The organism is Bacillus multifaciens (assembly GCF_030756675.1).
In the GTDB taxonomy this organism is placed as follows: domain Bacteria; phylum Bacillota; class Bacilli; order Bacillales; family Bacillaceae_G; genus Bacillus_A; species Bacillus_A multifaciens.
On sequence record NZ_JAVBXD010000019.1, the window covers coordinates 1 to 25767 of the forward strand.

General features: G+C 35.2%; 25 protein-coding genes, 2 pseudogenes and 1 riboswitch. Of the genes and pseudogenes, 22 read left to right on the forward strand and 5 right to left on the reverse strand.

All coding sequences use genetic code 11. The features are described 5' to 3' along the window. Positions 1 to 663 precede the first annotated feature (663 nt). Positions 664 to 788, reverse strand: a pseudogene (locus Q9306_RS13325) (IS6 family transposase); the annotation flags it as partial. 242 nt (positions 789 to 1030) lie between these two features. Between Q9306_RS13325 and Q9306_RS13330 the strand changes: the two are divergent. Together Q9306_RS13330 and Q9306_RS13335 are read left to right on the forward strand one after the other, a co-directional pair. After that, positions 1031 to 1381 carry an ASCH domain-containing protein gene (locus tag Q9306_RS13330; protein WP_306199158.1) on the forward strand — a complete coding sequence of 117 codons (351 nt, stop codon included), beginning with the start codon at positions 1031 to 1033 and terminating at the stop codon, positions 1379 to 1381. Positions 1382 to 1399: 18 nt separating this feature from the next. Continuing rightward, positions 1400 to 1840: a DUF2269 family protein gene (locus Q9306_RS13335; RefSeq protein ID WP_306199288.1), complete on the forward strand. Its 441-nt coding sequence runs from the start codon at positions 1400 to 1402 to the stop codon at positions 1838 to 1840. A 236-nt stretch (positions 1841 to 2076) separates the two neighbouring features. Here the strand turns inward: Q9306_RS13335 and Q9306_RS13340 are convergent. Beyond that, a pseudogene (locus Q9306_RS13340) lies at positions 2077 to 2568 on the reverse strand (DinB family protein). Between the two features lie 345 nt (positions 2569 to 2913). Here Q9306_RS13340 and Q9306_RS13345 point away from each other — a divergent pair. The 7 genes from Q9306_RS13345 (at position 2914) to Q9306_RS13375 (ending at position 9480) form a co-directional block, all read left to right on the forward strand. Next, positions 2914 to 4191: a right-handed parallel beta-helix repeat-containing protein gene (locus tag Q9306_RS13345; RefSeq protein WP_306199160.1), complete on the forward strand. Its 1278-nt coding sequence runs from the start codon at positions 2914 to 2916 to the stop codon at positions 4189 to 4191. Continuing rightward, positions 4188 to 4706, forward strand: a complete 519-nt coding sequence (locus Q9306_RS13350; protein ID WP_098918257.1) for a nitrous oxide reductase accessory protein NosL — start codon at positions 4188 to 4190, stop codon at positions 4704 to 4706. Before Q9306_RS13345 ends, Q9306_RS13350 begins: the two co-directional genes overlap by 4 nt. 51 nt (positions 4707 to 4757) lie before the next feature. After that, positions 4758 to 5570, forward strand: a complete 813-nt coding sequence (locus Q9306_RS13355) for an ABC transporter permease (protein WP_306199162.1) — start codon at positions 4758 to 4760, stop codon at positions 5568 to 5570. Next, positions 5567 to 6265, forward strand: a complete 699-nt coding sequence (locus Q9306_RS13360) for an ABC transporter ATP-binding protein (protein ID WP_306199164.1) — start codon at positions 5567 to 5569, stop codon at positions 6263 to 6265. The genes Q9306_RS13355 and Q9306_RS13360 overlap by 4 nt, the downstream gene beginning before the upstream one ends. Before the next feature lie 476 nt (positions 6266 to 6741). Continuing rightward, positions 6742 to 7506, forward strand: coding sequence for a DUF2087 domain-containing protein (locus Q9306_RS13365; RefSeq protein ID WP_306199166.1), 765 nt, complete (start codon positions 6742 to 6744; stop codon positions 7504 to 7506). A gap of 225 nt (positions 7507 to 7731) precedes the next feature. Further along, positions 7732 to 8088, forward strand: a complete 357-nt coding sequence (locus Q9306_RS13370) for a GIY-YIG nuclease family protein (protein WP_306199168.1) — start codon at positions 7732 to 7734, stop codon at positions 8086 to 8088. Between the two features lie 63 nt (positions 8089 to 8151). Next, positions 8152 to 9480: an MATE family efflux transporter gene (locus tag Q9306_RS13375; RefSeq protein ID WP_306199290.1), complete on the forward strand. Its 1329-nt coding sequence runs from the start codon at positions 8152 to 8154 to the stop codon at positions 9478 to 9480. Between the two features lie 91 nt (positions 9481 to 9571). Here Q9306_RS13375 and Q9306_RS13380 read toward each other — a convergent pair whose 3' ends face one another. Both Q9306_RS13380 and Q9306_RS13385 read right to left on the reverse strand, forming a co-directional pair. Continuing rightward, complete coding sequence (locus Q9306_RS13380) at positions 9572 to 10249, reverse strand: HAD family hydrolase (protein WP_306199170.1); 678 nt, start codon at positions 10247 to 10249, stop codon at positions 9572 to 9574. A 209-nt stretch (positions 10250 to 10458) separates the two neighbouring features. Continuing rightward, positions 10459 to 11469: a ketoacyl-ACP synthase III gene (locus Q9306_RS13385; RefSeq protein ID WP_306199172.1), complete on the reverse strand. Its 1011-nt coding sequence runs from the start codon at positions 11467 to 11469 to the stop codon at positions 10459 to 10461. 327 nt (positions 11470 to 11796) lie between these two features. Between Q9306_RS13385 and Q9306_RS13390 the strand changes: the two genes are divergently transcribed. Together Q9306_RS13390 and Q9306_RS13395 are read left to right on the forward strand one after the other, a co-directional pair. Next, positions 11797 to 12666, forward strand: a complete 870-nt coding sequence (locus Q9306_RS13390) for an SMP-30/gluconolactonase/LRE family protein (protein ID WP_306199173.1) — start codon at positions 11797 to 11799, stop codon at positions 12664 to 12666. Between the two features lie 26 nt (positions 12667 to 12692). Beyond that, a complete protein-coding gene (locus Q9306_RS13395) occupies positions 12693 to 12845 on the forward strand; it encodes a GNAT family protein (RefSeq protein WP_306199175.1) in 153 nt (50 codons plus the stop codon). Between the two features lie 42 nt (positions 12846 to 12887). Here Q9306_RS13395 and Q9306_RS13400 read toward each other — a convergent pair whose 3' ends face one another. After that, a complete protein-coding gene (locus Q9306_RS13400; RefSeq protein WP_306199177.1) occupies positions 12888 to 13430 on the reverse strand; it encodes a DUF1697 domain-containing protein in 543 nt (180 codons plus the stop codon). A gap of 377 nt (positions 13431 to 13807) precedes the next feature. Here Q9306_RS13400 and Q9306_RS13405 point away from each other — a divergent pair, with 377 nt between their 5' ends. The 11 genes from Q9306_RS13405 to Q9306_RS13455 all read left to right on the forward strand — a co-directional run bounded on the left by Q9306_RS13405 (position 13808) and on the right by Q9306_RS13455 (position 25579). Further along, entirely contained in the window at positions 13808 to 14977 is a 1170-nt protein-coding gene (locus Q9306_RS13405; RefSeq protein ID WP_306199294.1) for an MFS transporter, read from the forward strand. A gap of 106 nt (positions 14978 to 15083) precedes the next feature. Continuing rightward, positions 15084 to 15506, forward strand: a complete 423-nt coding sequence (locus tag Q9306_RS13410; protein ID WP_306199179.1) for a DUF3995 domain-containing protein — start codon at positions 15084 to 15086, stop codon at positions 15504 to 15506. A gap of 114 nt (positions 15507 to 15620) precedes the next feature. After that, positions 15621 to 15757: riboswitch (cyclic di-AMP (ydaO/yuaA leader) on the forward strand. Between the two features lie 127 nt (positions 15758 to 15884). Further along, entirely contained in the window at positions 15885 to 17552 is a 1668-nt protein-coding gene (gene kdpA, locus Q9306_RS13415) for a potassium-transporting ATPase subunit KdpA (protein ID WP_306199181.1), read from the forward strand. Between the two features lie 157 nt (positions 17553 to 17709). Next, entirely contained in the window at positions 17710 to 18957 is a 1248-nt protein-coding gene (locus Q9306_RS13420; RefSeq protein ID WP_306199183.1) for a DUF445 domain-containing protein, read from the forward strand. Positions 18958 to 19212: 255 nt separating this feature from the next. After that, the gene (locus Q9306_RS13425; protein ID WP_306199185.1) at positions 19213 to 19419 is read left to right on the forward strand and encodes a virginiamycin B lyase family protein; all 207 of its coding nucleotides are present in this window, start codon (positions 19213 to 19215) and stop codon (positions 19417 to 19419) included. Positions 19420 to 19604: 185 nt separating this feature from the next. Then, positions 19605 to 20243 carry a response regulator transcription factor gene (locus tag Q9306_RS13430; RefSeq protein WP_306199187.1) on the forward strand — a complete coding sequence of 213 codons (639 nt, stop codon included), beginning with the start codon at positions 19605 to 19607 and terminating at the stop codon, positions 20241 to 20243. 4 nt (positions 20244 to 20247) lie between these two features. Next, a complete protein-coding gene (locus Q9306_RS13435) occupies positions 20248 to 21348 on the forward strand; it encodes a sensor histidine kinase (protein ID WP_306199189.1) in 1101 nt (366 codons plus the stop codon). A 136-nt stretch (positions 21349 to 21484) separates the two neighbouring features. Next, positions 21485 to 22423, forward strand: coding sequence for an ABC transporter ATP-binding protein (locus Q9306_RS13440; RefSeq protein WP_306199191.1), 939 nt, complete (start codon positions 21485 to 21487; stop codon positions 22421 to 22423). A gap of 24 nt (positions 22424 to 22447) precedes the next feature. Then, positions 22448 to 23557, forward strand: a complete 1110-nt coding sequence (locus Q9306_RS13445) for an ABC transporter permease (protein ID WP_306199193.1) — start codon at positions 22448 to 22450, stop codon at positions 23555 to 23557. A 1-nt stretch (position 23558) separates the two neighbouring features. Continuing rightward, positions 23559 to 24704, forward strand: coding sequence for an ABC transporter permease (locus Q9306_RS13450; protein WP_306199195.1), 1146 nt, complete (start codon positions 23559 to 23561; stop codon positions 24702 to 24704). 371 nt (positions 24705 to 25075) lie between these two features. Beyond that, on the forward strand, positions 25076 to 25579 hold the full coding sequence (locus Q9306_RS13455) for a phosphoribosylanthranilate isomerase (protein ID WP_306199197.1): 504 nt from the start codon (positions 25076 to 25078) through the stop codon (positions 25577 to 25579). Positions 25580 to 25767 lie beyond the last annotated feature (188 nt).

The window sequence follows — 25767 nt, forward strand, 5'->3', positions numbered from 1 at the left end:
TGGAATTTAAAGAAGATGACCCCTGTTGAATTCAGAAATCATCTTCTTGATGTTGCATAACTTTTTTTCAAAATGTCCTTTACAAAGGGTACAGATTAAATCCAGGTTCTTTTTTTTATTCTACTTCCATTTCATTAACCAAATGACCATTATATTCTTTCTTTTCAGCATCACTTAATTCTAAATACTCACGATCAAGGGGATAGCCAAATGCAACTTTTAAATAAAGTTTGATAATATTTTCTTAAATTATAAGATTTACATAAGGAGTGGAGTTTATGGAAGGAAAATTAGTAGCAAAATATTCTTGGTTTATATTTATCAGTCATTTAGTTCTCATTCCTTTGACATGGAGACTTCTTCTTTAGTAATAAGCATTCATTTATCGTTGCGATTGAATAATACATAAAAAAGGCTTGATTCCTTCACAAGAAATCAAGCCTTTTTACTATTTGGGGTCTAGCCGCATATCCATCAACTTAAGAAATCTCTTGTTCCCCAAAATGAAAAAATGAACTGAATTTTCGTAGACAACTATGGAGAGATAAAGTGAAACTTCCATTTTGGGGATACTCCAAAATATTAGCTTGATAGTGATGTGTTGTGACTCCGTTTAGTAAAATAAGCTTATCACACAATCTTTCACTTAAATGTATTGTTAACTCGTTCCTCCATCATTTCCACCAAATCACGAAAACTGAGGTTGTACCGTGTAGGTACCATCACACGGTTAGTAAAATAATACCAGGTAGATAATACTTCCATTTGAACAAATTTTGATTTTCCATACCGATTATATTCCTTTTTTAGAGTACTAGTATCAATATGTCCAAGATTCAGAGATTAATTGCAATTATCTTGAGGTTTTTGCACCAAAACCAAGCGCTGCTTTTTCCTATTATTGGTGTTTATCGTATAAACATTGTATGAAAGTTTGTTATCCCTATTAAGTAGAAACTTGCTATATAGAATAATTTTTTTATATGATAAAGTGGGCTTATGTTTAAATGAAAAAAGGAGAGTGACCCAGATGACAAACCAAAATGAAACGAACGCTTTACCGCCAAAAATATGTACGATTGAACGTCTCATCACGATTCAGGAGGACATTGAAAAAGTGCTTGCAGGACAGAAAACGGCTACTCGCCGCAACGGGAGATATGCGGATGTCGGGGAAGTGATGGAGCTTCAAGGTCACCGTTATGTTGTGGAGAAGGTCTATTCGCAGTCACTTGGCGAATTGACTGATGAGCATGCCCGTCAAGAAGGCTATGCGAATGTGGAGGAATACAAGCAATCTATCCTGTCTCTTCACCCTGGCATGCCGTGGCTACCAAATATGAGAGTTTGGGTTCATGAGTTCCGTCCCATCGTAGGTTAATGTGATATAAGGATGGACATGTTGTATCGACTGCTTCTGTATGTACATATTTTCAGTGTAATCTTATCCATCGGCCCGTTTTTTGTATTGCTTCCGCTTATCAAAAAACTGCGGGCTTCAGAGGCCCGCGCGCAGCAGGCTTATCTGGATGTATTCCGATTTTCGGTCAGACTGGCCAAACATGCCGGGCATGTGCTGGTTGCATCCGGGGTTCTGCTTGTATTGGCGGGCCCTTGGACTTGGAAAACCCCTTGGATAGTGATGACCCTTATTCTCATGGCGAGTTCATTATTTTTCCTGGCCCGCGCCTTTTCGCCGACCATTCGGAAATTCAGCGAAACGGGCCAAGACAAGGACGCCTTGATTCAATTGTTGCGGCGTTCGATTTGGATTTACATTGTTCTTTTAATGGCGATGTTATGGTTCATGGTGACAAAGCCTGTGTTGTGGCAGGGGTGATAGATCTAAGGCGAATAGCGGCTTTGTGTGATTGCCGTTTGAATTCGCGGGGCGGCATAGAACAAGGACAAGCTAAAACTGGCTTGTCCTTATTGTAGTTACGCTTTGAAGAGGTGATGGAATAGCCTTTTACAATCTGGGCCTATTACCCCAAAGCAAGGTTTTTATTTGATGTAACAGTTAGCTACTTTCAATTGTTTTGTTGGGTGTGAAACTCAAGCAATTTTAATCATCGTTTATAAATATGAACGCTGAGCTGGCCATGAACCTTGGAGTTTGCGAAGTTGTACAATTTGTCCTGTATGATAAGCATCGTGCAAAAGGATATTCAGATATTGTTGCCAAACTGGTAGAGAAGGACTTGGTTGATCCAGTTCTGCTTCTTGAAGGGATGTTAATGAAGATTGTAAGGCATCATGTACTTGAAGTGTTCGCTTCACTGTTTGTTGCCAAGCATCATCATCATTAGGTCCACCTTGGACAAGCGTGTCATCATTATTTTGTGGAGCAACAAATGTGTCATCTTGATGTAAGCGGGAAAGTAAGCGCTCCTTAAAGGTTAGTAAATGGTTTACATTTTCCTAAATCGTATTACTGGCCTTTCCTTCTGGTTGCCAACATGCTTGTGCAGCGGTAAGATTCTTTAATGCTTCTGATATCGGTGGGTACCATTCTTCTTCGTAAAAAACTTGCTTGACTCCATTTTGCAACATTTCTTTTTTAATCATTAGTATAGCCTCCTATTTTTTTAGTCTATAGAGGAATCATGTATAAATACAAAGTGAAAAACCGCCACAAAAATCTTTTTCTTTTGAGATGAGAGAGAGCATCTGGCCATACATAGATGCGGTCAGTTCCTATTTCTGCCACATGCCAGGCTTAAAACAAAAGGAGAAAGTGAGTGCAGGCTACGTTTTGTTCTTTATACAAGTGACTTATATGTTGAAAAAGTAAAATGAATTTATATTTAAAAATATCTTTTTTTGTCAAAAAATACAAAATTACTTCACAAATTCCACACAATTGTTTGTTATCCTTCATGTAGGTCGACTGATATTTGAGGAGATTGCTATATGAAAATAACTCGAGTTTTTTTTCTCTTTTGTATCATTTTTTTAAGTTGTTCATTCCATACCTATGCACAGGATACGTTGCAATCTCAAATTGACGCTGCTCCTGAATATGGAATCGTCAAAATACCGAGTGGTAATTATGATGAAGCAATCGTTCTTTCAAAACCTGTTACTTTGGAAGGGATGGGAGAAGTTACTGTTCGTTCTTGTCGTAAAGAACCCGTTATTACGGTAAAAGGACAATCTGTCACCTTAAAGCATATAAAGGTAGAACAATGCAGTAGTGAGAAAGATACCGAAGCTATTCGTGTTACAGGTAAGAATCATAGGTTGAAAAATCTTCAAATCTACACAAAGCAGTTCGGGATTAAATTTAACGAGACTAGTGGTACGGTTGTAGAAGGTGGTTCTATTAAAGGGAACTCTAAAGGAAACGGAATTGATTTATGGGAATCAAATAACAATATGATTCAAGGAGTCGAGATTGATAAAGTAAGAGATGGCATTTATATAGAAAATAGTCATTTTAATCGAATAACTCGTAATGCTATCGGAAATTCTCGTTATGGTATACACATTATGTTTTCTAATCATATAACCGTACAGGATAACAAGTCACACAACAATATTACAGGTGCCATGGTGATGGGAACAAAAGAAACGAAAATTGAAAGGAACGGGTTAACTTTCAATAATCGTAATGTCAACGCACAGGGTTTATTGTTGTATGATGCAGAGAACACGGAAACGATTGGAAATCGAATTTCTTATAATCGTGTTGGGATGTATGTGGAAAATGCGAATAACAACCGTATTTCAGATAATGAAGTAAACGGGAACTTTATTGGCATGCAATTTAAAAATGCGAATGAAAATAATGTGTCTAACAATGTCTTTGTTGGAAATGTAAATGAGTCTCAAGCGATAAACAGCACTGAAAACAAAATTATACATAATTATTGGGACGCATCCTTGAAGCTGGATACAAAGGGAAATGGTATTAGTAGCATTCCACATAGAGCAGATCCGTTTTTTCTAACACTAACAAATGAAGTCCCTGAATATCAGTTGTTTTTCCAAGCACCTGGTATGATTGTACTCCAAACATTGTTGAAAAGTCCTGAAAATCAAGTTTTAACTGATTATGAGCCTATGATGACAATGAGAGGAAAGAAGGAAGAAAACAAATCCTCATTTAAGATGCAAATCGGAATAATCAGTGTGAGTATGTTAGCAATAAGTATCACTTTATTTAAAATTGGGAGGAAAAGAAGATGAAATGGAAAGGTTTATTTATTACAATAGTTGCAGCTCTTTTATTGACGGTAGTTGGCTGCGGAAAAAAGGAAGTTAAGCCAGTCGCAATTGACGAGAAAAATGATAAATGTGCCAATTGTAATATGCTTGTGACGAACGATCAATTCGGAACAGAAGTAATTCTTGAAAACGGTAAATCATTAAAATTTGATGATCTTGGTTGTATGTACAAATGGATGAATAAAAACAAGAATGAAAAGTTACAAGCAAAATTTGTACGTGATTACAATACAAAAGAGTGGGTTGAAGTAGAAAAAGCGACTTATGTTTATGACAAAGAGATTAAAACACCGATGGCTTATAATGTGATTTCTTTCAAAGATAAAAAAGATGCGGACAGCTTTGTTTCTAAAAATAAAGGCGAAGTGTTAGCAGCAAAAGATTTAGAAAAGCATGAATGGAACAAAAACATGGATATGATGATGAAAATAAAAGAAGAGAATGCAAAGAAAAAGGATATGAATCATTCTCATTAATAAAAAAGGACAACCGCTCCGGTTGTCCTTTTTTGTGGAAAGAGGGATATTATGTGGCACATTTGGCAATCTGAGTGGCGGATCACGATAAGACAACGTTCATCTTATACATTTGTAATTCTTTGGACGAGCGTTCTGTCTTTGCTATTTTTACTAGAGCGAAATACACCTACTATAACAGGATATACAAATATAACAGGTACAATGGCGAATTTAGTGTTGTATATTATACCGTTATTTATGCTTATTATCAGTTCTTTTTCTGTTGCGAATGAAATGGAAAACGGCCAGTGGCGGTTATTAAGTACATATCCCATTTCTAGTGTTGCTTACGTAATAGGAAAAGCGTTCGGACAATTTACAGCGCAGCTCATTATTTTTACACTTAGTTATGGTATAAGTCTTATAATCGGCCTTATTAGTGGAAGTGCATTATCTATGAAATGGGTGCTGGCTCTTTATGTATTCGGGGTAGTATTAATGCTTTTCTTTCTAATAATCGGTGTTGTGATCGGTTCTTTTGTCATAACAAGATGGCAGGCGCTAACAATATCTGTTGGGGTTTGGTTTTTCTTAATTATGATTTGGCCTACTGCACTTATCGCTGTTCTTAGCCTTGTTCCGTATCCGATGATTGCTGTGCTTCTAAAAATAGCTTTGTTGATTAATCCTGCTGAATTGCTTCGCATCGTATTTGTTGTTCAATTAGGCGGCGGTGCGATATTTGGACAAGCATACGATACTCTTATTACTTTCTTACAATCTGAGGCGGCGTGGGGAGTTCTCATTTTATATACACTGATCTATATGGCTTTTGGTTTTACTCTTTCTGCATGGAAGCTAGAAAGGAGAAAAATGCAATGACACTTTTACAAGTTAAAGAGGTTTCAAAAGAATATAAGAAAAAACAAGCACTTTCTCACTTTTCACTTCAAGTAGACGGGGGAACATGCATCGTACTATGCGGCGGGAACGGTGCGGGAAAAAGTACACTTCTTCATATATTGGCAGGTATTTCAAAACCGACAGAAGGTACGATCGTCTTGAATGGTATTGCTCTCCATGAAAATAGGAATGCATACGTGTCGCAAATTGGATATATGCCAGATGACTTCCATGCACAGGAAATGATGACTGTACATGAATTTCTTACTTTTTATGGTGTGTTACGAAAGGTCAGTCGACAACAAATACAGGAAATTTTAGAAAAAATCGGTCTAATTGAAAAGAGGAATGAACTTGTAAAACATTTATCAAAGGGAATGCGGCAACGCTTAGTATTTGGACAAGCGTTGTTAGGGAAACCGAAACTATTATTATTAGATGAACCAACAAATGGTTTGGATCCATTTTGGGTTAATGCATTCGTTGAAGTTTTACAAGACATCAAGAAAAATGGGACAATTGTTATTTTTTCCACACATATGATGGACGTGGCAGCGGAGATAGGAGATTGTATTTTGTTTATGAAAGATGGGATCGTGACAAAGCGTATTGAACATAAAGGGAGTAAAGAAGAGAAAACACTGCACTTGTTACAATTGCATCGGCAGGGATGAAACCAAAAGCATAAAATCTTTTTGGTGAAATAAGGACATGCGTTGCAGTGTTAACTTTAGACAGCTTCAATCAATCATTTCATTAAGACTATCTTCAATTATTCTTCGTCTTTTTATCTACAATAGTTGCTGTTATTATCCTCAAGTTAATTAAGAAAAAAATTTTAATAGAACTAATGAGAAATAGGACTAGTATGGTGACTAGTCCTATTTGTTATTTTATTTTTGATATACATTTGTAAACAAAATTTGCATTTGTTTATTGCACTACCGATGGACAGGGATTCTTCGTTGATAAAAATTTTGGTTTATTGGAGGGATGTAAAATCCTAAAGATACAAACGTTATTTAATTTTGTTTGAAAATAGATAAACAGAACGTTGAAATGTTTATTTTCACTATGTTATTATAAATAAAAATAAACCAAATCATAATTTGTCTGTTTTTAAAATAAACTTTTTAGGGGATTGTTTAGCATGAATGATATTTCAGAATGGTTTTGGAATGCCACGGTTGAGGAATTGAAAAAAGGATATGTATTTGAGAAGGACACTGAAGAATACATTTGTTTAGCTTGTGGAGAAAAATTTATGAAAGGTATTATTTATCAAGAACAGAACGTTTTCTATGAAGCAGAGAAATTTACACAACTTCATATCGCAAACGAACATATTTCTATGTTCGACTATTTATTAGGGTTGGATAAGAAATTAACTGGTTTAACAGATTTGCAGAAGAAGATGGTCCAGTTCTTTCATATGGGTTTAAACGATAAAGAGATTGTACAGGAAATGGACGGTGGAAGCACTTCAACAATTCGAAATCATCGTTTTACATTAAGGGAGAAGATGAAACAAGCAAAAGTGTTTCTTGCGCTTATGGAGCTGTCAGAAGAAAAAGCGACGAATCAACCTAAATTTCTCCCGATTCATCGTACAGCTACGATGCTTGATCATCGGTATGACATTACCGAAGAGGAGAATGAAGAAGTTTTAAAATTACATTTTACAGAAGGATTAGACGGACCGCTTTCTAAATTTCCGAAGAAACAAAAGCGAAAGCTCATTATTTTGAAACATTTAGTGAAAAAGTTTGATAGCGATCAAAAATATACAGAAAAAGAAGTTAATGAGATTTTAGAACGTGTATTTCCTGATTATGTCACGTTAAGAAGGTATTTAATTGAATATGGTTTCATAGGCAGAACATCTGATGGAAGTCAGTACTGGGTGAAATTATAGAAAACAATGTAGATAAATACAAATTAAAAAATCGATATAAAAAACATCTTTCTTTTTAGATGGGCGAGAGCATCTGGCCATGCATAGAAGCGGTCAGGGCCTTTTTCTACCACATGCCAGGTTAAAACAAATGGAGCAAGCAAGTAGCATACATGTTGAATTCTGCATAGCAGTGACTTAGATGGCTAAAAGATATATATAGATAAAATGAAAGGAGAAAGGAAATTGAATAGAAAAAAAGAATTAAAACAACTGTATAAAGAAACAGAAATAGAAGGAGGGATTTATTGTATTAGAAATATAAAGAACGAAAAAGTGTATGTAGAGAGTACAAGAAATTTCAAAACGATGAGTGGAAGACAGCTTTTACTTAATATGGGTTCTCATACGAATAAGGCATTGCAAGATGATTGGAAGGAATACGGGGCAGATGTTTTTGAATTTGAAATATTAGAAGTGCTGAAAAAGAAAGAAACGGGATATTTTAATGAAAAAGAAGAATTAAAGAAATTAGAAGAGAAGTGGTTAGAGAAATTGCAGCCGTTTGGAGAGCGAGGATATAATCGCAACATTTCTCAATAAAAGGGGTTATGAAACTTGAAAATAACTGAAGAAGGAACAGAAAATAAACCGATATGGCGTTCTATGGCTATGTTTCTTATTCCTTTACTGTTAAGTAATGTATTGCAGTCACTTGGACAGTTGTTTGGTATGGTAGTAGTAGGGCGGTGGCTTGGTATTAATGAATTAGCTGCTATTTCCGCTTTCTTTCCGTTGTTTTTTCTACTCATTTCATTTGTAATTGGGATTGGTTCTGGTAGCTCGATTTTAATTGGTCAGGCTTTTGGGGCTCGTAATGAAGACCGCTTAAAGGCCATTATTGGTACAACGTTGACATTTACGTTTGTACTTGGAGCGATATTAGCGGTAGTGGGTAGTATGTTTGCAATGGATATTATGCGACTAGTCGGTACGCCGGAAAATATTATTGATATAAGTGTTCATTATGCACGAATTTTATTTATTTCTATGCCAGTGCTATTTTTGTATTTTGCATATACAACATTTATGCGCGGAGCAGGGGATTCAAAAACACCATTTTATTTTTTAATTGTGAGTACAGGACTAAATATGGCATTCTTACCTATTCTTATATTTGGGTGGTTCGGCCTGCCGAAACTCGGTGTGTACGGCGCAGCATATGCTTCTGTTATATCAACAATTGTTACATTTATTATTCTGTTAGTTTATTTAAGAAAAACCAAACATCCATTGCAATTTGATGCAACGGTTCGAAAGTATCTTCGCATGGATGGGGAGTTGTTAAAATTATTATTACGTCTTGGTATTCCAGCAAGTATTAATATGATACTTGTTTCATTATCAGAGATTGCCGTTATTTCCTTTGTAAATCGCTTTGGATCAGATGCAACTGCAGCATATGGAGTAGTAAATCAAGTGGCAAGTTATGTACAGATGCCAGCAGTGAGCCTTGGGATTACCGTTTCCATCTTTGCAGCGCAATCCATTGGAGCAAATCAATTCGATCGCCTGCAAAAAGTAATCAGGGCAGGACTTGTTATGAACTATGTAATTGGTGGAATATTAATCTCTTTTATTTATTTGTTCTCAAAAGAAATTTTAGCACTCTTTTTAACGAGTCAAAATACGATTGATATTGCACATAGTCTTATTATGATTACGTTATGGAGTTACTTAATTTTCGGTCATGCGCAAGTTATTGGGGCAACAATGAGGGCGAGCGGAACTGTATTGTGGCCGACTATTTTTGCGGTTATAGCGATTTGGCTTGTGGAAGTTCCAGTTGCTTATTTCCTGTCATATCATACGAGTCTTGGGATAAAAGGAATATGGGTTGGATATCCAGCTGCGTTTATTGTGAGTTTACTTTTGCAATACGGATATTATAGGTTGTCATGGAAGAAGAAGCGAATTACGCGTCTTATAAGTTAGAATCAATGACGTAGATAAGGACTCCCCTTCAGATAAGCGGTCTGAAGGGGAGTTTTGGCTCTTTAATATAAAGCTTGCACATTTTCTTGTATTACTCCGCAATCGCGCTCGTTTGTGGGAAATAACTTAATAATCTATCAAAAGAATGGATCTCGGCATATGGTTTTATTTCGGTATCATTCTCGATCATATGGGGATTGAACCAAATGCCCTTTATATTTGCATTCTGACAACCACCGATATCCTTTTCTATGTCGTCTCCAACGAATAATACGTCTTCTGGTTGCACATTAAGCTTATTTAATGCTAATTCAAATATGCGTTTGTCAGGTTTACTAAATCCCACTTCTTCAGAAATAATGATTATATCAAAACAACTATCTAAATTCGTGTTAATTATTTTAGATTTTTGTCTCTGAGTTAGGCCGTTTGTTATAATCGCAACTTTAACATGCATCTTTAGAGTATTTACGATATTTATAGTATTTTGGTTTATAGAAAAACAATGAGGGAAATTATTATTCCAAAAATCTTGAATGTAATGGCGTGGCAATCTATATTTTGGTGGGAATTCATCGAAAAATGATTCTAAAACGGTTGTTTTATCACCATAGCCGTAGCTTTTTTTATCGTATTCTTTGAATTTCTGTAACATTTCATTTTTTACTGAATGTTTAACATCCTCATAACACTTTTCTAAAATAATTAAAAACATGTTATCTACTGCCTTATCTCTATTAAGTAAGGTATCATCTAAATCAAATAGCATTGCTTTATAACCTCTCAAATAACTTCACAGCCTTTCTCATATTATATAAATAATCCTTAGTTCGTACCTTCAAACTTTTGTTTTACCAAAAAAACGTTATCTTCAATTATCGCGCCCGATAATTGAAGATAAGAAAAACTGAGTTGTCGATTGGCAACCAGTTTTTAAAATCAAATTCATTTCTTTGTTCATCATTACGAAAAAATCTATCACAACGGGGTTGGAGCATTAATTAGTTGGTCAAAATTTATTTCTAAAAGTTGTCCAGCGTGAACCAAACCAGATCCAAAACCATACAAAAGAACTCGATCCCCATTCTTGACTTTTCTATGACGGATTCCAAGATCAAGAGCTAAAGGAATTGTTGCAGCAGAGGTATTTCCAAAGTTGATTAAGCTATAAAGGGTTTTCTCCAATGGGTATTCTAATTTTTCGCAAATCGGTTCTATCAGCCTTAAGTTAGCGCTATGGGGTATAAACCAATCAACTTGATCTAAACTCGTTTGCGTTTTTTCTAGAAGCTGTCTTATATTATCAGGAACATTCCTTACAACCCATCGAAAAACTTCTCTACCATTTTGTACAAGATATTGAGTATCGATTAACTCAATCCCATTGACTTTTTTCGATAGTCCAGGTTGATATACATGTTGTGCTCCTCTTCCATCACTTCCTAGGTGAAATCCAATGAAGCTGCTTGATTGTTCATCCCTTTCAACTAATACTGCACCAGCACCATCACCAAACAAAATACATGTACTTCTATCGGTATAATCGGTAATTTTCGAGATTGTATCTGCCCCGATAACAAGTACCTTTTTGTGGAGCCCAGAAGAAATTAAACTGTGTGCTGTATGCAATGCGTAAACAAATCCTGCACACGCTGCACTTAAATCTATAGCACCTGTTTGGGAGATATTAAATTTGTCCTGAATTATACTGGAGACAGATGGGAATGGAAAATCTGGCGTGCTAGTTGCCACAATAATCATATCTACATCTTCGACTTTTTTATTATATCGGTGCATCAAATCTTTTACTGCAGATACACATAAATCACTGGTGAATTCATCAGGACGAGTTATTCTACGTTCATGAATTCCTGTTCTTTGAATAATCCACTCATTATTTGTTTCAACCATTTGCTCAAGCTCAAAGTTTGTTAACTTCTTTTCAGGTACATAGGTACCAATAGCTGTAATTCGTGTTTTTGAACTCATTTATTTTTCCTCCTTTACCGTTTTGTACTTGCTTATATAACTTAATATTAGTAGTAAGTGCTAATATATGTCAATAATTAAAAATGAAAATAATGGTAATTAAATGTCCGCTTGTGAAAATATAAAAAGGAGATGGATTTATGTTCAATACTCAACAAATTAAAGAAATTATTTCACATCGGTACCCGTTCTTATAAGTTGATCGTATTCTTGAAATGGGTATAGTGTGTTTTCAAATCCGCAATAATGTTTGCCATTAATAAAAATATAAAACTATTACATGTTATTATAAAAAGACAGAATATTCTTTAATGTGGAGGGATTAATTTGTTAGGTGAATTAGAACTAGTCATTGATGCGAAGGCTACTCTTGGAGAAGGGCCTTGTTGGGATAGTAAAAAGCAGCTATTGTATTGGGTCGATATATTGGGGAAGAAGGTTCATATCTATAATCCTATTACAAATGAAGATAAGGAAATCTGTCTTGAACAGATGGTAGGATCAATTGCTCCAAGTGAATGTGGTGAAATGATTCTTGCTCTAGAGAATGGATTTTATTTTTTAAATCCGGATACGGAAGAACTACGAGATATTTGTGATCCTGAAAGCCATTTACAAGAAAATCGTTTTAACGATGGGAAATGTGATCCGGCAGGTCGGTTTTGGGCAGGGACCACAGAAGGTGTTGGTATTGATGGAAAGGGAGCTCTTTACTGTTTAAATACCGATTTAACTGTAAAAAAGAAAGTAGAACATGTAAGTACTTCTAATGGATTAGCGTGGTCACCAGACCATAAGTATATGTATTTCATAGATACACCGACAAGAAAAGTAGTTCGTTTTGATTATGATATTTACACAGGAAATATTGAAAATCCACGAGATGTTGTTTTCATACGAAAAGAAGACGGACTTCCTGATGGAATGACAATTGATGAAGAAGGAATGTTGTGGATTGCCCATTGGGGTGGTTCTAAAGTATCGAGGTGGAATCCTATGACTGGAGAACAGTTGCTAAGTATTCCTATCCCTGCTTTATATGTAACTTCTTGTACATTTGGCGGAAATGACTTAAACGAGTTATACATTACTACGGCCAAAATGGATACTGCAGATGCAAACGCTGGTGGAGTATTTCGAGTGAAAACGAATATAGGAGGGTGTCCTACATATCGGTTTAGTGGAGAAGTTTACTAATTTAGAGAAAGGAATTTATGTTGAAAATGGAAAATGTACAAATTCGAAAAATTAAAATAGCAGATGCGGAAATAGCCTTGTATAAAAAATCAGGATTTGAAATTGAAGGAATAAAACGTCATTCTCTTATCATTGGGGAAGAATTTGTTAATGAGTATTATATGTCAAGAATAATCTAGACCCTATAGCTCGCCTATAGGGTTTTGATCCATACAATACAATCAAACTTGCATTGCTTTTGCTAACGCCGCAACTTTATTGATTGTATTCCAGTTACGCGTTGTTGCTGTATTCCCAAGACTTTGCATACCGTTTGCCAACTTGGAATTCAAAATGCTTTGCCGAAACAAGAAGTAAATTTCACGTCCATGGATATAGTATTCGTCGTTATTACGTTCACTGCTCGCCAATCGATCGACTACCTTCTGTGGCGGTGCTTCTGTCAACACGGAAACATGAATGCTTTCTCCTTCAGCTAAAGGGACATCTGCATATGGGCATTCTACAATGATTCGCTCCAGTTCATCAGCTGTTCTTAAGATAACGATGATTGAAATGCCAAAATTGGTTCTGATTGCATCCTCAATTCGGAGGCGTAGCTGCTCTTTGCTTTCATCCGATTTGAAAAGGACATTGCCAGTTTGAATATACGTTTGCACTTGGCTAAGGCCTAGTGTTTCGAGGGTACTTCTTAGTTCAGCCATCTTAATTTTATTATGTCCACTTACGTTAATACCTCGTAATAACGCGATATAAATTACCATCTAGTCACCTTCAGTCATCTTATGTTTTAAGTTGTAATTAACAAATTCGTTGATTTAGGGAAGGACTCCTTTTTTCGCAAAAAAATAGTAGTTTTATATTCCAAAATTTTTTTATCATATGCTGTCTGGTTACACTATCTTTGAAGTAAGAGGATTCACTCAAAATTATGTTAAACTAAGAATATGATTTGTAAGATTCAGAAATATTTCGCAATTCCTGTCTGAATAGCGAAATTTAAATAAGTTATAACATTTATATACAGAAAGGAGGACTAGGATTGACCCTTAAAAAAGACACAAGGTTCAACTCATCGTTGCCAACGAAAGAAAATAGTCACAATTGGTTATCAAAAGTTACACATTTACCTAGTTCCTATATGGTTTTTGTTTCTAGTATACTTATTTCTCGGCTCGGTGACGCTCTTTATACATTTGCGATTCCTTGGATTGCTTATGAGTTGACTGGTTCGGCAGTAGTTATGAGTTCGCTTTTTGCTACTAGTGTATTACCAATTGTTTTATTTGGTCCTATCGTTGGTGTAATAGTAGACCGTTGGAATCGACGAAGGTTGATGTGGATAGCTGATTTAGGAAGTATGTTCTTGGTTGGACTAATTCCAGTCCTCCATTTTTTGGAGGTGCTCCAAATCTGGCATCTATACGTTATTTCTTTTATTCTAGCTGTCTTATCTATGTTATTTGATGTAGTTACTGTTACAGCAATTCCGTTTATTGCAGGTCAAAAGTTAACAAAAGCGAACTCGGCATATCAAATGGTTAATCAAATTGCTAGTTTAGTAGGTCCAACATTAGCAGGTATGATAATCGCCATAATTGGAGGGTTTAACGCGCTTTGGTTAAATGTCTTTTCCTTTGCAGCTACTGTAATCGCAGTATTACTCTTACCTGAATTAGGGAGAAATAAGGTCGGCGTTAAAGAAGGCAATGTATTACAAAGCATAGCGAGAGATCTAAAAGAGGGACTGGAATGGCTGACGAATAATCGGCTTAACCTTGCTTTATCTCTTCAAGCTTCGGTTGGTAACTTTGGTGCGAGTGCTGTACTGGGCGTGTTCATGTATTATATGCTTTCAACATTACATCTATCTGCTGAGCAAAGCGGTTATAATTACACCTTAATTGGAGTTGGAGGACTTATAGGAAGTATTATTGCAGTTCCACTCGAAAGGCACTTTCGGCGTGGCATTCTTATCCCTGTTCTTCTAGGTATAGGTGCAATTGGGTTAACATGTGCAATCTGGAGTAAATATTGGCTAGCACCCGGTATTGCCCTTGGTGTTGTGATGACTTGTAATATAGCTTGGAACACGATCGTAGCATCAATCCGGCAAGAAACAGTGCCTACCGAAATACAGGGAAGGGTTCTAGGCTTCTCGCGAGTACTTACTCGTCTTGCTATGCCATTAGGAGCTTTAATAGGTGGGATAATCTCTAGCTATAATCCAGTTGCAGTGTTTGCATTGGCGTCAGCTGCAAAGATGGTGGAAGTTTTTATTGCGGTTATGAGTCCTATCCGTAAGTTATAAGCTGAAGATTTCCTTATATTGGGTTATATTTGCAAGGGAGTTCCTAAAAATTAGAGAAACTATGAAGAAGAAAAATGGTTTTTCATATGTATAAGGAGGGAATACAATGGCAGCATTTTTCATCATTTTAGGTGCGAGCATACTTGTGTTCATCAGTCTCATTCATATGTACTGGGCATGTGGTGGATCATGGGGGAGTAAGGTTGTTCTTCCGATGAAAAAAGACATCGGCGAATATGCTTTTGTTCCGCGGAAAATAGGGACTTTTGCAGTGGCACTTGCCATTTTATGTTTTGCTATGATTCTATTAGCGCAAAGTGGATACTTGGGGTTCTGGAATCCGAGTCGTTATACAAAATGGGGATGTATGGCTTTAGCTGGGATTTTCTTGTTACGTGCAGTTGGTGATATGAAGTACGTTGGATTCTTTAAAAAAGTAAAGGGAACAAAATTTTCCGTGTTTGATACGTGGTTATACAGTCCACTTTGTTTGTATATCGCATTTATTTTTGTAGTGGCGGTTTATTGAGACTAGTATGTGGAAGGAAAACTTTCATTAAGGGAAGTTTTCTTTTTTTCGCATTTTCTCTCTTTACAATAAGAGTTTAGAAGAGTATATTAACAGACAAATGGAAAAATTTACAGCCGAATATCGCTTAATCCAATAGGAGCGGGGGAACCAATTTTGTGCTTTGTCACTCGGGGTGAATCCTTTTTAGGTAGGGCTACTCTCAAGGTCCGAATCCGACAGCTAACCTCGTCAGCGTTTTGAGAGGGGGACTTGTGTGTAAAAAACACTAGGTGCGGCCTAGTGTTTTCTTTTATTCTCTTTATGGTAAATTTTTGAAATAAAACTTATTTCTATATTTTGTAGGGAAATATAGAGGTAGCAGAGGAGAGGAAAAGAGTGAACTGGCTTACAAGTCTAATTACAATTTGTCTATTTGTAGTTGTTGCGAAACCAATGGGAGATTATATATACAATGCTTTTCAGCAAAAGGAACCATTTCAAAAGATATTTGGGCCACTAGAAAAAATTTTGTTTAAAATCGCGGGCATTAAAGGATATAGTCAAAGCTGGAAGCGATATTTGTTTTGTTTAATTATAACGAATCTATTTTTTATACTTGTTGTATATTCTATATTTCGATTACAGGGGATGTTACCGTTAAATCCAAGTCATTTTCCTGGAATGGAGCCAACGTTAGCATTTCATACAGCCATTACGTTTATGACAAATGCGAATCTACAACATTATGGGGGCGAAAGTAATTTATCTTATTTCTCTCAAATGGCTGGGATAACGTTTATGATGTTTGCAGCACCTGCAACTTCACTGTCGATTGGGATTACGTTTATTCGTGTGCTAGCAGGTAAAAAAATTGGGAACTTCTTTGTTGATTTTGTTCAATCTATTGTAAGGATATTGTTACCAATTTCATTTGTAGCGTCGCTCATTTTTCTAGCATTAGGAACACCGCAAACATTAGATTCTACAATTATCGCAAAAACGTTAGAAGGGACGGAACAGGTCATTCCACGCGGGCCAGTAGCGTCTTTACTAGCTATTAAAGAACTTGGAGATAATGGCGGCGGTTTCTTTGGAACAGTTTCCGCACATCCTTTTGAAAACCCAAATATGATTAGTAATGTGCTGCAAATGATGCTGCAAATGTTAATTCCAATGGCATTTCCGTTTGTATACGGACGGATGGTTGGAAATCGGAAACAAGGAAGAATGTTTTTTGTATCGATGTTTATTTTGTTTATCGCTGGGTTTTCTACACTTGCCTTATCTGAATTGAAAGGAAATCCGTTATTAAATCAAATTGGTATAGAAAGTTCACAAGGAAATATGGAAGGGAAAGAAATGCGTCTTGGCGTTATATCTTCTGCTTTATATGCAACTGTTACAAGCGCTTCGGGGACAGGTGGCGTGAATACTACACATGATACGTTAACACCAATTGGAGGAATGGTTCCGCTTATAAATATGCTTTTAGGAACTGTATTTGGCGGGATTGGAGTTGGGTTCATGAACATTATCATGTATGCGATGATTGCCGTATTTTTGGCAGGATTAATGGTAGGACGTACACCGGAGTTTTTGAATAAAAAATTAGAAGGTAAAGAAATGAAATTAATCGCTATTACCATTGTGTCTCAGCCATTACTTATTCTTGGCGCTGCAGCAATTGCTTTTTCAACACATTTCGGAACAGATAGCATTTCGAATCCTGGTTTTCATGGTTTAACACAAGTTATATATGAATATACATCGTCTGCGATGAATAATGGCTCTGGGTTTGAAGGATTAAATGATAATACACCGTTTTGGAATATTTCAACAGGTCTCGTTATGTATATTGGTCGTTATTTTAGTATCATTACGATGCTTGCTGTTGCAGTTGGACTTAAAAAGAAAAAAATTGTACCTGAAACGATTGGTACGTTCCATACCGACAGTCGTTTGTTTGGCGGGATTTTACTTGGTACAATATTTATAGTAGGTGCTTTAACATTTTTACCGGTGCTTGTGCTTGGACCGATTGCCGAATTTTTAACAATATCATAAAATTATAAAAGCGAGAGGTGCAAAGGCCTCTCGTTTTTATAATGAATTCTTTGTGGTTTTTAATGGCATTCATTATAGTATAGATATATGCTTTTGTTAAAGGATTTAATTATAGATTGAAAAGCTTATTTTACATAAAGAAGGATGTGCAATTGAAATGTCATTACAATCAAAATATATAGCGGGAATTTCCCTTGGAGTGATGGGAGTTGGGTTTGCCGCAACACTCCCATTTCAAGGAACGATAGCAGGTGGAATTATACAAGGTGGATTTGAAGCGGGTTTAGTAGGTGGGCTTGCCGATTGGTTTGCAGTTACGGCGCTGTTTCGTCATCCGATGGGAATCCCAATTCCGCATACAGCGCTACTGCCAAAAAATCGGAAACGAATTACGAAAGGACTTGTTTCCACACTGGAAAATGATTGGCTGACAAAAGAAAGTATAACAAATAAAGTAAAAGAGATGCAGTTAGCACAAGTCGTTTTACAAATCGCGGAAGGAGAAATGCAATCGGATAGCGTGAAAAAAGGCATTGTTACAATTGCTGAAAAAGCAATCCTTCAAATGAATACTGAAAAATTAGCGACTGTCATTGAAAAAGAATTAAAAACGTATTTGCATACGATTAACACAGGAAATATACTGCAGGTCCTTATTGATCAATTAGTCGTACAAGAATATGATGAAAAAACACTTGATTATATGTTAGTGAAAGCAAAAGAGTGGACACTTCAAGAAGAAGCACGTTATCAGCTCGGAAGTTTAGGCATGAAAGCGATGGAAAATATAAAAGTAGATGGATTTTTACAGTTTACGCTTAAATCTTTTATGAATATTGTCGATGAAGAAAAAATCGGAAACATTTTGCAGAAGTTTGTAATTAGTAATATTAGTAGTTTACAAAATCCTGATAATAGCACAAGACAACTTATATTAATGAAGATTCGTCAGGAAATTATTCAAGTCAAGGAAAATGAAGCGGTATTACAGGAATTGGAGAATTGGAAAGAAAGTTTGATTGCAAATTGGAAAGCAAATGAAAAAATAATAGAATTGTTAGCTCAAGTACAGGAAAGAGCAGTTGCTTTTGTAAAAAAAGAAGAGTTTATAGATAAATACCTTCTTTCATTTTTAAAGGCGCAAATGAGTCAAGTAAAAGAAGATCCAGTAATGATTCAAAAAATAGATGATTGGCTACAAAAACAAATTGTAACCCTTGTCGAAAACAATCATTCTAAAATTGGGAAACTTGTACAAGAAAATCTTGATAAGCTAGATGATCAAACGCTAATTGAAATGATTGAAAATAATGTAGGGAAAGATTTGCAGTGGATTCGTGTAAATGGTGCTGTTTGCGGCTTTATGATTGGGTTAGTTTTGGAAGGGTTAAAAGTGCTTATATAATGAAAATATTTGAATAATAATGCGGGAAAATATATCATCTCTATACTAATAAAAGATAAAAATGAAAACCTTTCATAGCTTTAAATGTAGCGGTGAAAGGTTTTTTTGAGTTTTAGTTCAACATTTTGTTGGGATGGAATTTTTTGTAGTTTTTCTTCTAAATAATGAAGGGAAAGGAATTGCATTCACGGAAATATTTACAATGTTTGTTTTCATATAATAAGTACATGCATCAATCAAAAAGGGGTGAGTTCAATGCAAATAAAAATTAATGAATATCGTCTTCCTATGGCTGAATTAGGGCCATATGGAATTACGGTCGGTGTTGATAGAGCTCTTTGGTTTACGGAACATAAGGGAAATAGAATAGGAAGAATGACTGTAACCGGTGAAATAGGACCAGATGGAGCAATATGGTTTGCAGAAGAATGTAATCAAATAGGACAGTTAATTTGTTTATAAAATCTTTTAAATCTAAATGATCGGTTAACATGTAAGGAATAACAGTGCCAGGTGGATATTGTCTGTTATGCGCTTGAAGATAGAGGCTTCTTTCGGAAATACGTTAAAGAAATAGGTAATGAAGAATAGTAAAATTGTATATTGAAAGGGTGTGAATGTAAGTAAGGTAACACTTACTTACAGCTATGAAAATAAAAGTGATAATCGCTGATGATAATTCTTTTATAAGAGAAGGCATGAAAATCATTTTAAGTACATACGAAGAATTTGAAGTGTTAGAAACAGTTAATGATGGACAAGAGGCTTTGGATTATTGCCAAAAACATGATGTAGATATTGCACTTTTAGATGTACGTATGCCAAATATGAATGGCGTGGAAGCGACGAAATTAATTTGCGAACAAACAAAAACAAAGCCGCTTATTTTAACGACATTTGATGATGATGAATACATTTTAGATGCAGTGAAAAATGGGGCAAAAGGTTATCTATTAAAAAATAATGATCCAGAGCGAATTCGAGATGCAATAAAAAGTGTTCATCACGGCAATACTGTGATGCAAGATGTAGTTCTTGATAAAATTAAATCTAACTTACAAGGCAATAAAGAAGAAGGATCAAAAATAGATAAGAGTCTTTTCACAGAAAGAGAGCTTAGTATTATTGCTCTGATTGCGAAAGGCTTTTCGAATAAAGAGATTTCAAAACAGCTTTTTATATCAGAAGGGACGATTGCGAACTATATTACGTCAGTTCTGAATAAAACAGGGCTTGGGCATCGTACGCAAATTGCAATTTATTATTTAACAGGAACTGTGGAATAAAAAAATGAATTTTTGGATGATTATTAGTAAGCTTATCGTTTTCCTTTACATCGTGTTTAGTTATGTCCATTCTAATGTTACAAATTTGCCATGGATTGTATTTACGTTACTTTTGTATCTTTGTATAAATGTTACGATCTATATTTTCAAAATAGATGCAGTGAAAAAAGTGATTATATTTATATCAATTGTGACTATAGCTGTTTCGTATGAACAAATTCATCCGTTATTACTTTTATTTTTACCGCTGAATTTATATGAATATACTTCTTATTACATACAGAAAAGAGAGATGCTTCTTTTTATTATGCTTCTTCCAGTTATGTTTGCCCATGAAAATATACGTATGACATACGGTTTAATCGCTGTATTTAGTTTTGTTGTTTTTACAATGGCCAAGCTATATACGGAAAGGTTATGTAAACTCGAAGCAGAAAATGACATGATGCGAAAAGATTTGCAAAGGCTCACAAAAAACTTGAATGAAAATAAAGCATACATCAGACAATCGGAATACACATTTAAACTAGAAGAACGAAATCGATTATCCCAAGAAATTCATGATAAAATTGGTCATTCTATGACATCTGCGTTAATTCAAATGGAAGCTGCGAAAAAATTGATGGATTCTGATAAGAAGAAATCGGCAGAGTTGCTTCAAAACGCCATTCGTATTTCTCAGGACGGAATTGAGAGTATTAGAATTACGTTGAAAAATATGAAACCACCAACTGAACAAATTGGTATTCATCGTATGAAATTATTCATAGATGAATTTGCGGCGAAACATGATATGAAAATTTTATTTGTACATAAGGGGAATTTGGATGCTATTTCCCCAATACAATGGAAAATCATTGGAGAAAATGTAATGGAAGCGTTAACGAATGCTATGAAATATGCTGAGGCCACAGCTATTTCAATTGATATTCATGTGCTTAATACTGTTGTGAAGGTGCAAGTGAAAGACAATGGGAATGGTGTACCGCAAGTGAAAAAGGGGCTCGGCATTATCGGCATGGAAGAGCGTACAGCTTCTATTAATGGGACGATAATTGTAGATGGTACAAATGGTTTTTCTGTAACAATGCTATTGCCAATGTAATAAAGATTAAGTGAGATGAATGATTTCATGTGAAAAAAGTGAATATTCTCATGTAAAAAGAATGAACTTATGCACTGAGCAGGTTCATTCTTTTTACTTATAATAACAGTAGAGAAACTGAAACAGGGGTGAAATGATGAACGCATTAGAAATCAAAAACTTAACGAAAAAATTTGGTGATTTCATCGCAGTAGATAATATGTCTTTAGCTATTAAACAAGGCGAAATATTTGGGTTTTTAGGCTCAAATGGTGCTGGTAAAAGTACAACAATTAATATGATTGCTGGATTATTACGAAGTAACGAAGGCGAGATTTGTATACTGGGCAAAAATGTAAAACAGCATAACCGTTTTGCAAAAATGAACATCGGTATTGTCCCGCAAGACATAGCAATTTACGAGGAATTAACAGCCTATGAAAATGTAAAGTTTTTTGCAGGATTATATGGGTTAAGAGGAACGGAATTAAAAGCGAGAGTAGAAGATGCCCTTCAGTTTGTAGGACTTAGTGATAAACATAAAAGCTACCCGAAAAATTTCTCTGGTGGAATGAAGCGAAGACTTAACATTGCTTGTGCAATTGCGCATCGTCCGAAGCTAATTATTATGGATGAGCCGACAGTAGGAATTGATCCGCAGTCAAGAAACTACATTCTCCAGTCTGTTCGAAAGTTAAATGAAATGGGGAGCACAATCATTTATACAAGTCACTATATGGAGGAAGTAGAAGAGATTTGTACGAAAATTGCGATTGTCGATCATGGAAAGATTATTGCAGAAGGAACGAAAGAACAGTTAAAAGCAATCATTACTGATACGAAAGATATTTGGATTGAAGTAAAAGCAATTGAAAATATGGATGTAAACCAACTGAAGGAAATTAGTGGTGTTAAGGCTGTTCAAATAGAAGAAAACGTCATTAAAGTGAATTCTGATACTGGAGTGAATAATTTAAATAAAATTATTCAATATTTTATTAGTCACGATGTAGAAATACGATCATTAGAGGAACAGGCACCAAACCTTGAAACAGTATTTCTGACGTTGACAGGAAGAAAATTACGAGATCAATAGTAAATAGAAAAGGAGGTTCACCGCTTGAACATCTTCAATATTGCTATCACGCAAATGAAAAAAGAATTTCGGGATTTAAGAACATTAGTTTTTATGTTAGCATTCCCAGTGGTGCTTATGCTCATCTTGGGAACGGCTTTAACAAATGCATTTAATGGTGACAGTCTCTCTATTAAAAATATACAAGTATTATATAAAGATGAAGCAGATAGTAAATTCTCGCAGTCATTTGAAGCGTTTATAAAAGAAACAAGTAAATCGGGAATTCGCTTTAAAAAGGTTTCAGCCGATGTAGATGGAAAAGAAGAAGTGAAACAAAATAAATATGCTGGCTATGTAGAAATGAATCAAGATGGTGTGAAATTATATGAGAGTGATCGAAATAGCATTGAAGGAAGTATTGCCCAGGGGATGCTTACTACATTTGTCGATAAGTACAACGTAGCAGTTGAAGTCGCAAAAGTAGATCCTGGGAAAGTGAGTACAGTAATTTCAAGTGGAAATCATAATGATTATATACAAGAGACATCTTTACAAGCTGCTAAAAAGCCAAGTTCTATGGATTATTATTCGGTTGTGGTGACGACAATGATTGCTTTGTACGCAGCGATGGGAGCAAGTCCTCTGATTCGAGAAGAGCGAGTACGCAAAACAGGAGAGCGTTTAATTGCAGCGCCTGTTAGTAAAGCGGAGATTTTCATAGGGAAAATATTAGGTAGTCTTGTCACAAATGGACTTTGTTTACTTCCTGTTATTTTCTTTAGTAAGTTTGTATATCAGGCAAATTGGGGCGACCATCTTGGCATAGTGTTTCTTATTCTACTGACAGAAGTATTACTTGCGATTAGCTTTGGGTTAGGAATGGGATATATTATGAAAACAGGTGAGGCAGCTAGAGCGGTTATTATGGTTGTTGTACAGTTAGCTTCATTTTTTGGCGGAGCATATTTTGTAGTCGAAGAAAATATGATTACAAACATGTCGCCATTAACATGGGCAAATACAGCGATTATGAAAATTATTTATGCGAATGATTTAGGAGCAGCATTTCCGGTAATTTCATTAAATCTTGGAATTTCAGCACTGTTTTTATTGATTGCGATTATCGCATTACGTAGACGGGAGGGGCTATAATATGAAAGATATTTTATGGCTCATACGAAAAACATTATCTGTACTTTTGAAAAATAAAATTAGTTTACTTCTTATTATTGGATTGCCAATAGCAGGAGCATTACTTTCATTTCTGATTTATGGAAACGTAGGGCAGGGGACATTACGTATTGGGGTTGTAAATCATGAAAATCAGTATATAGCAAATGATACGGTGAAATTTATAGAAGGATTAGACCATGTAAAAGTAAGTAAAATTCAATCATCAGAAATCGAAGAGAACCTTGCCTCGAAAAAACTTGATGCAGTGATTACGTTAGATTCTGGTTTTTCGCAAAGTGTTCGTGACGGTAAACCGAGTCATATTGAAGTCTCCTCCATTAAAGGTGAGCAAATCACAAGTTTTATCAAATCTTATTTGTATAATTATATTGATAATATAACGGCAATAAGTAAAGTAGCACAAAATGATCAAAGTAAGTTTGATCAGATGTATGTAGGCTATCAAAAAAATTCGTTCAAGTTAACAGCTCATACGCTTAAGGATACTTCGAAAAATAGAGATATGACGAATCAAACAGTTGGCTATCTCATGATGTTTATGCTATTTTCAGCTGTGAACTTTTCAGGACTCATTTTGAAAGAAAAAGAAAATAGAACGTATTTTAGATTATTGTCGACACCGATAGATGGAAGAAAATATATATTATCTAACGTTGCTGTGAATATGGTTGTCATGCTGGTTCAAATCATTGTAACGGTACTGTTTATGACCAATGTATTTCATATTGATCCAAATATACCGTTAATTGCTATGATTGGAGTATTGATGATATTTGGCTTAATCGCAATTGGTTTATCGTTAGCGATTGTATCTTTAGCGAAAAATTCAGCTTCAGCAAATGCAATGCAAAATATTATTATTACACCGACATGTTTGCTTGCAGGATGCTTCTTTCCATTTGATATTATGCCAGCATCAGTACAAAAAATTGCTGAATTTCTTCCGCAGCGTTGGCTATTAGACACAATTACGAAAATACAACAAGGAACGCAGTTTGCAGACCTATATTTAAACATTTTAATCTTATTCGCATTTGCCCTTTCCTTCTTCTTAATTGCTATTTATAAATTTGGGCGTAATAACGATGCTAGGAATTTTATTTAATAAAAATGTCAAAAAGAGGGCGATTTGACGCTAAGTAGTTCAGATAACGTGGAGAAACACTAGAATTAGCATTCGAAATCGAGTGTGAAATCGTAACGGTTTTATACTCGTTTTTTTATTGATATGTAAAGGTTCTATCTGCTTTCGTTATCGAGTTAACAAGTAAAACAGCATACCGATTAGCAGGATGACAACAGTTATTGTCACTTCGTTATTTTGGGTGCAATTCAGGGTGTTATTTGAAATGTGAAAAATAAACAAAAATAGGTAATTTATGTTAAAATATAAAAAGAAGCAAAATTGTCATTGTTCAGTTAACGGACAGGTTTGTTGAACGTAGTTCGGTAAAGTTAAAAAAAGTGGAGGGACAAATGGATAATCACAAGTTTGATGAGTTTATTAAAATTGCAAAAAAACTAAATGATATTGACATTATTCCATTGTTAATGGGTTCAGTAGGTTTAGAAGTCATTACAGGAAAGAGTTGGGATGCCCAAGACTTAGATGTTCATGTACCTGGTGATAAAAGAGGGTGGGAAGTGCCATCTGAACTATCTATACATAACTGGAATGATATTATGAAAGTCATGACTTCAATGGAATATAGCCTAATTGATTTGCATGAACATGAGTTCTCTAAAGAGGGATTATCAGTTGAGTTCGGTATTATTGACACTTTACCAAATTTTGCAGGAGTACAATTAGAGGATTTAGAAATACATAAAAATGGAGACATAAAGTATTATTTACTAAATCCTGAGCAATATTTATGTGTTTACGAGTCTTCATCTAAGGATAGTTATCGAGCAGATAAAAATAATAATAAAGATATTAGAAAAATAGATTTCTTAAAAAGTATGATATATAATGACTAAAATTCTTACTAATTTTATTGTGCTAACGGAGTGCTTAATTTAAGAAGCCCTCCTAAAAAAACAAGCTCAGAGCACTAAACCTTGAGCTTGTTTGCGTGTGAGTTACTCTGTGATTTAACTTGTGAATTCAAATGTTATTTAGCTTATTATATTATTTTAGGTTTTCTCCACAATAACAGAACTTCTTA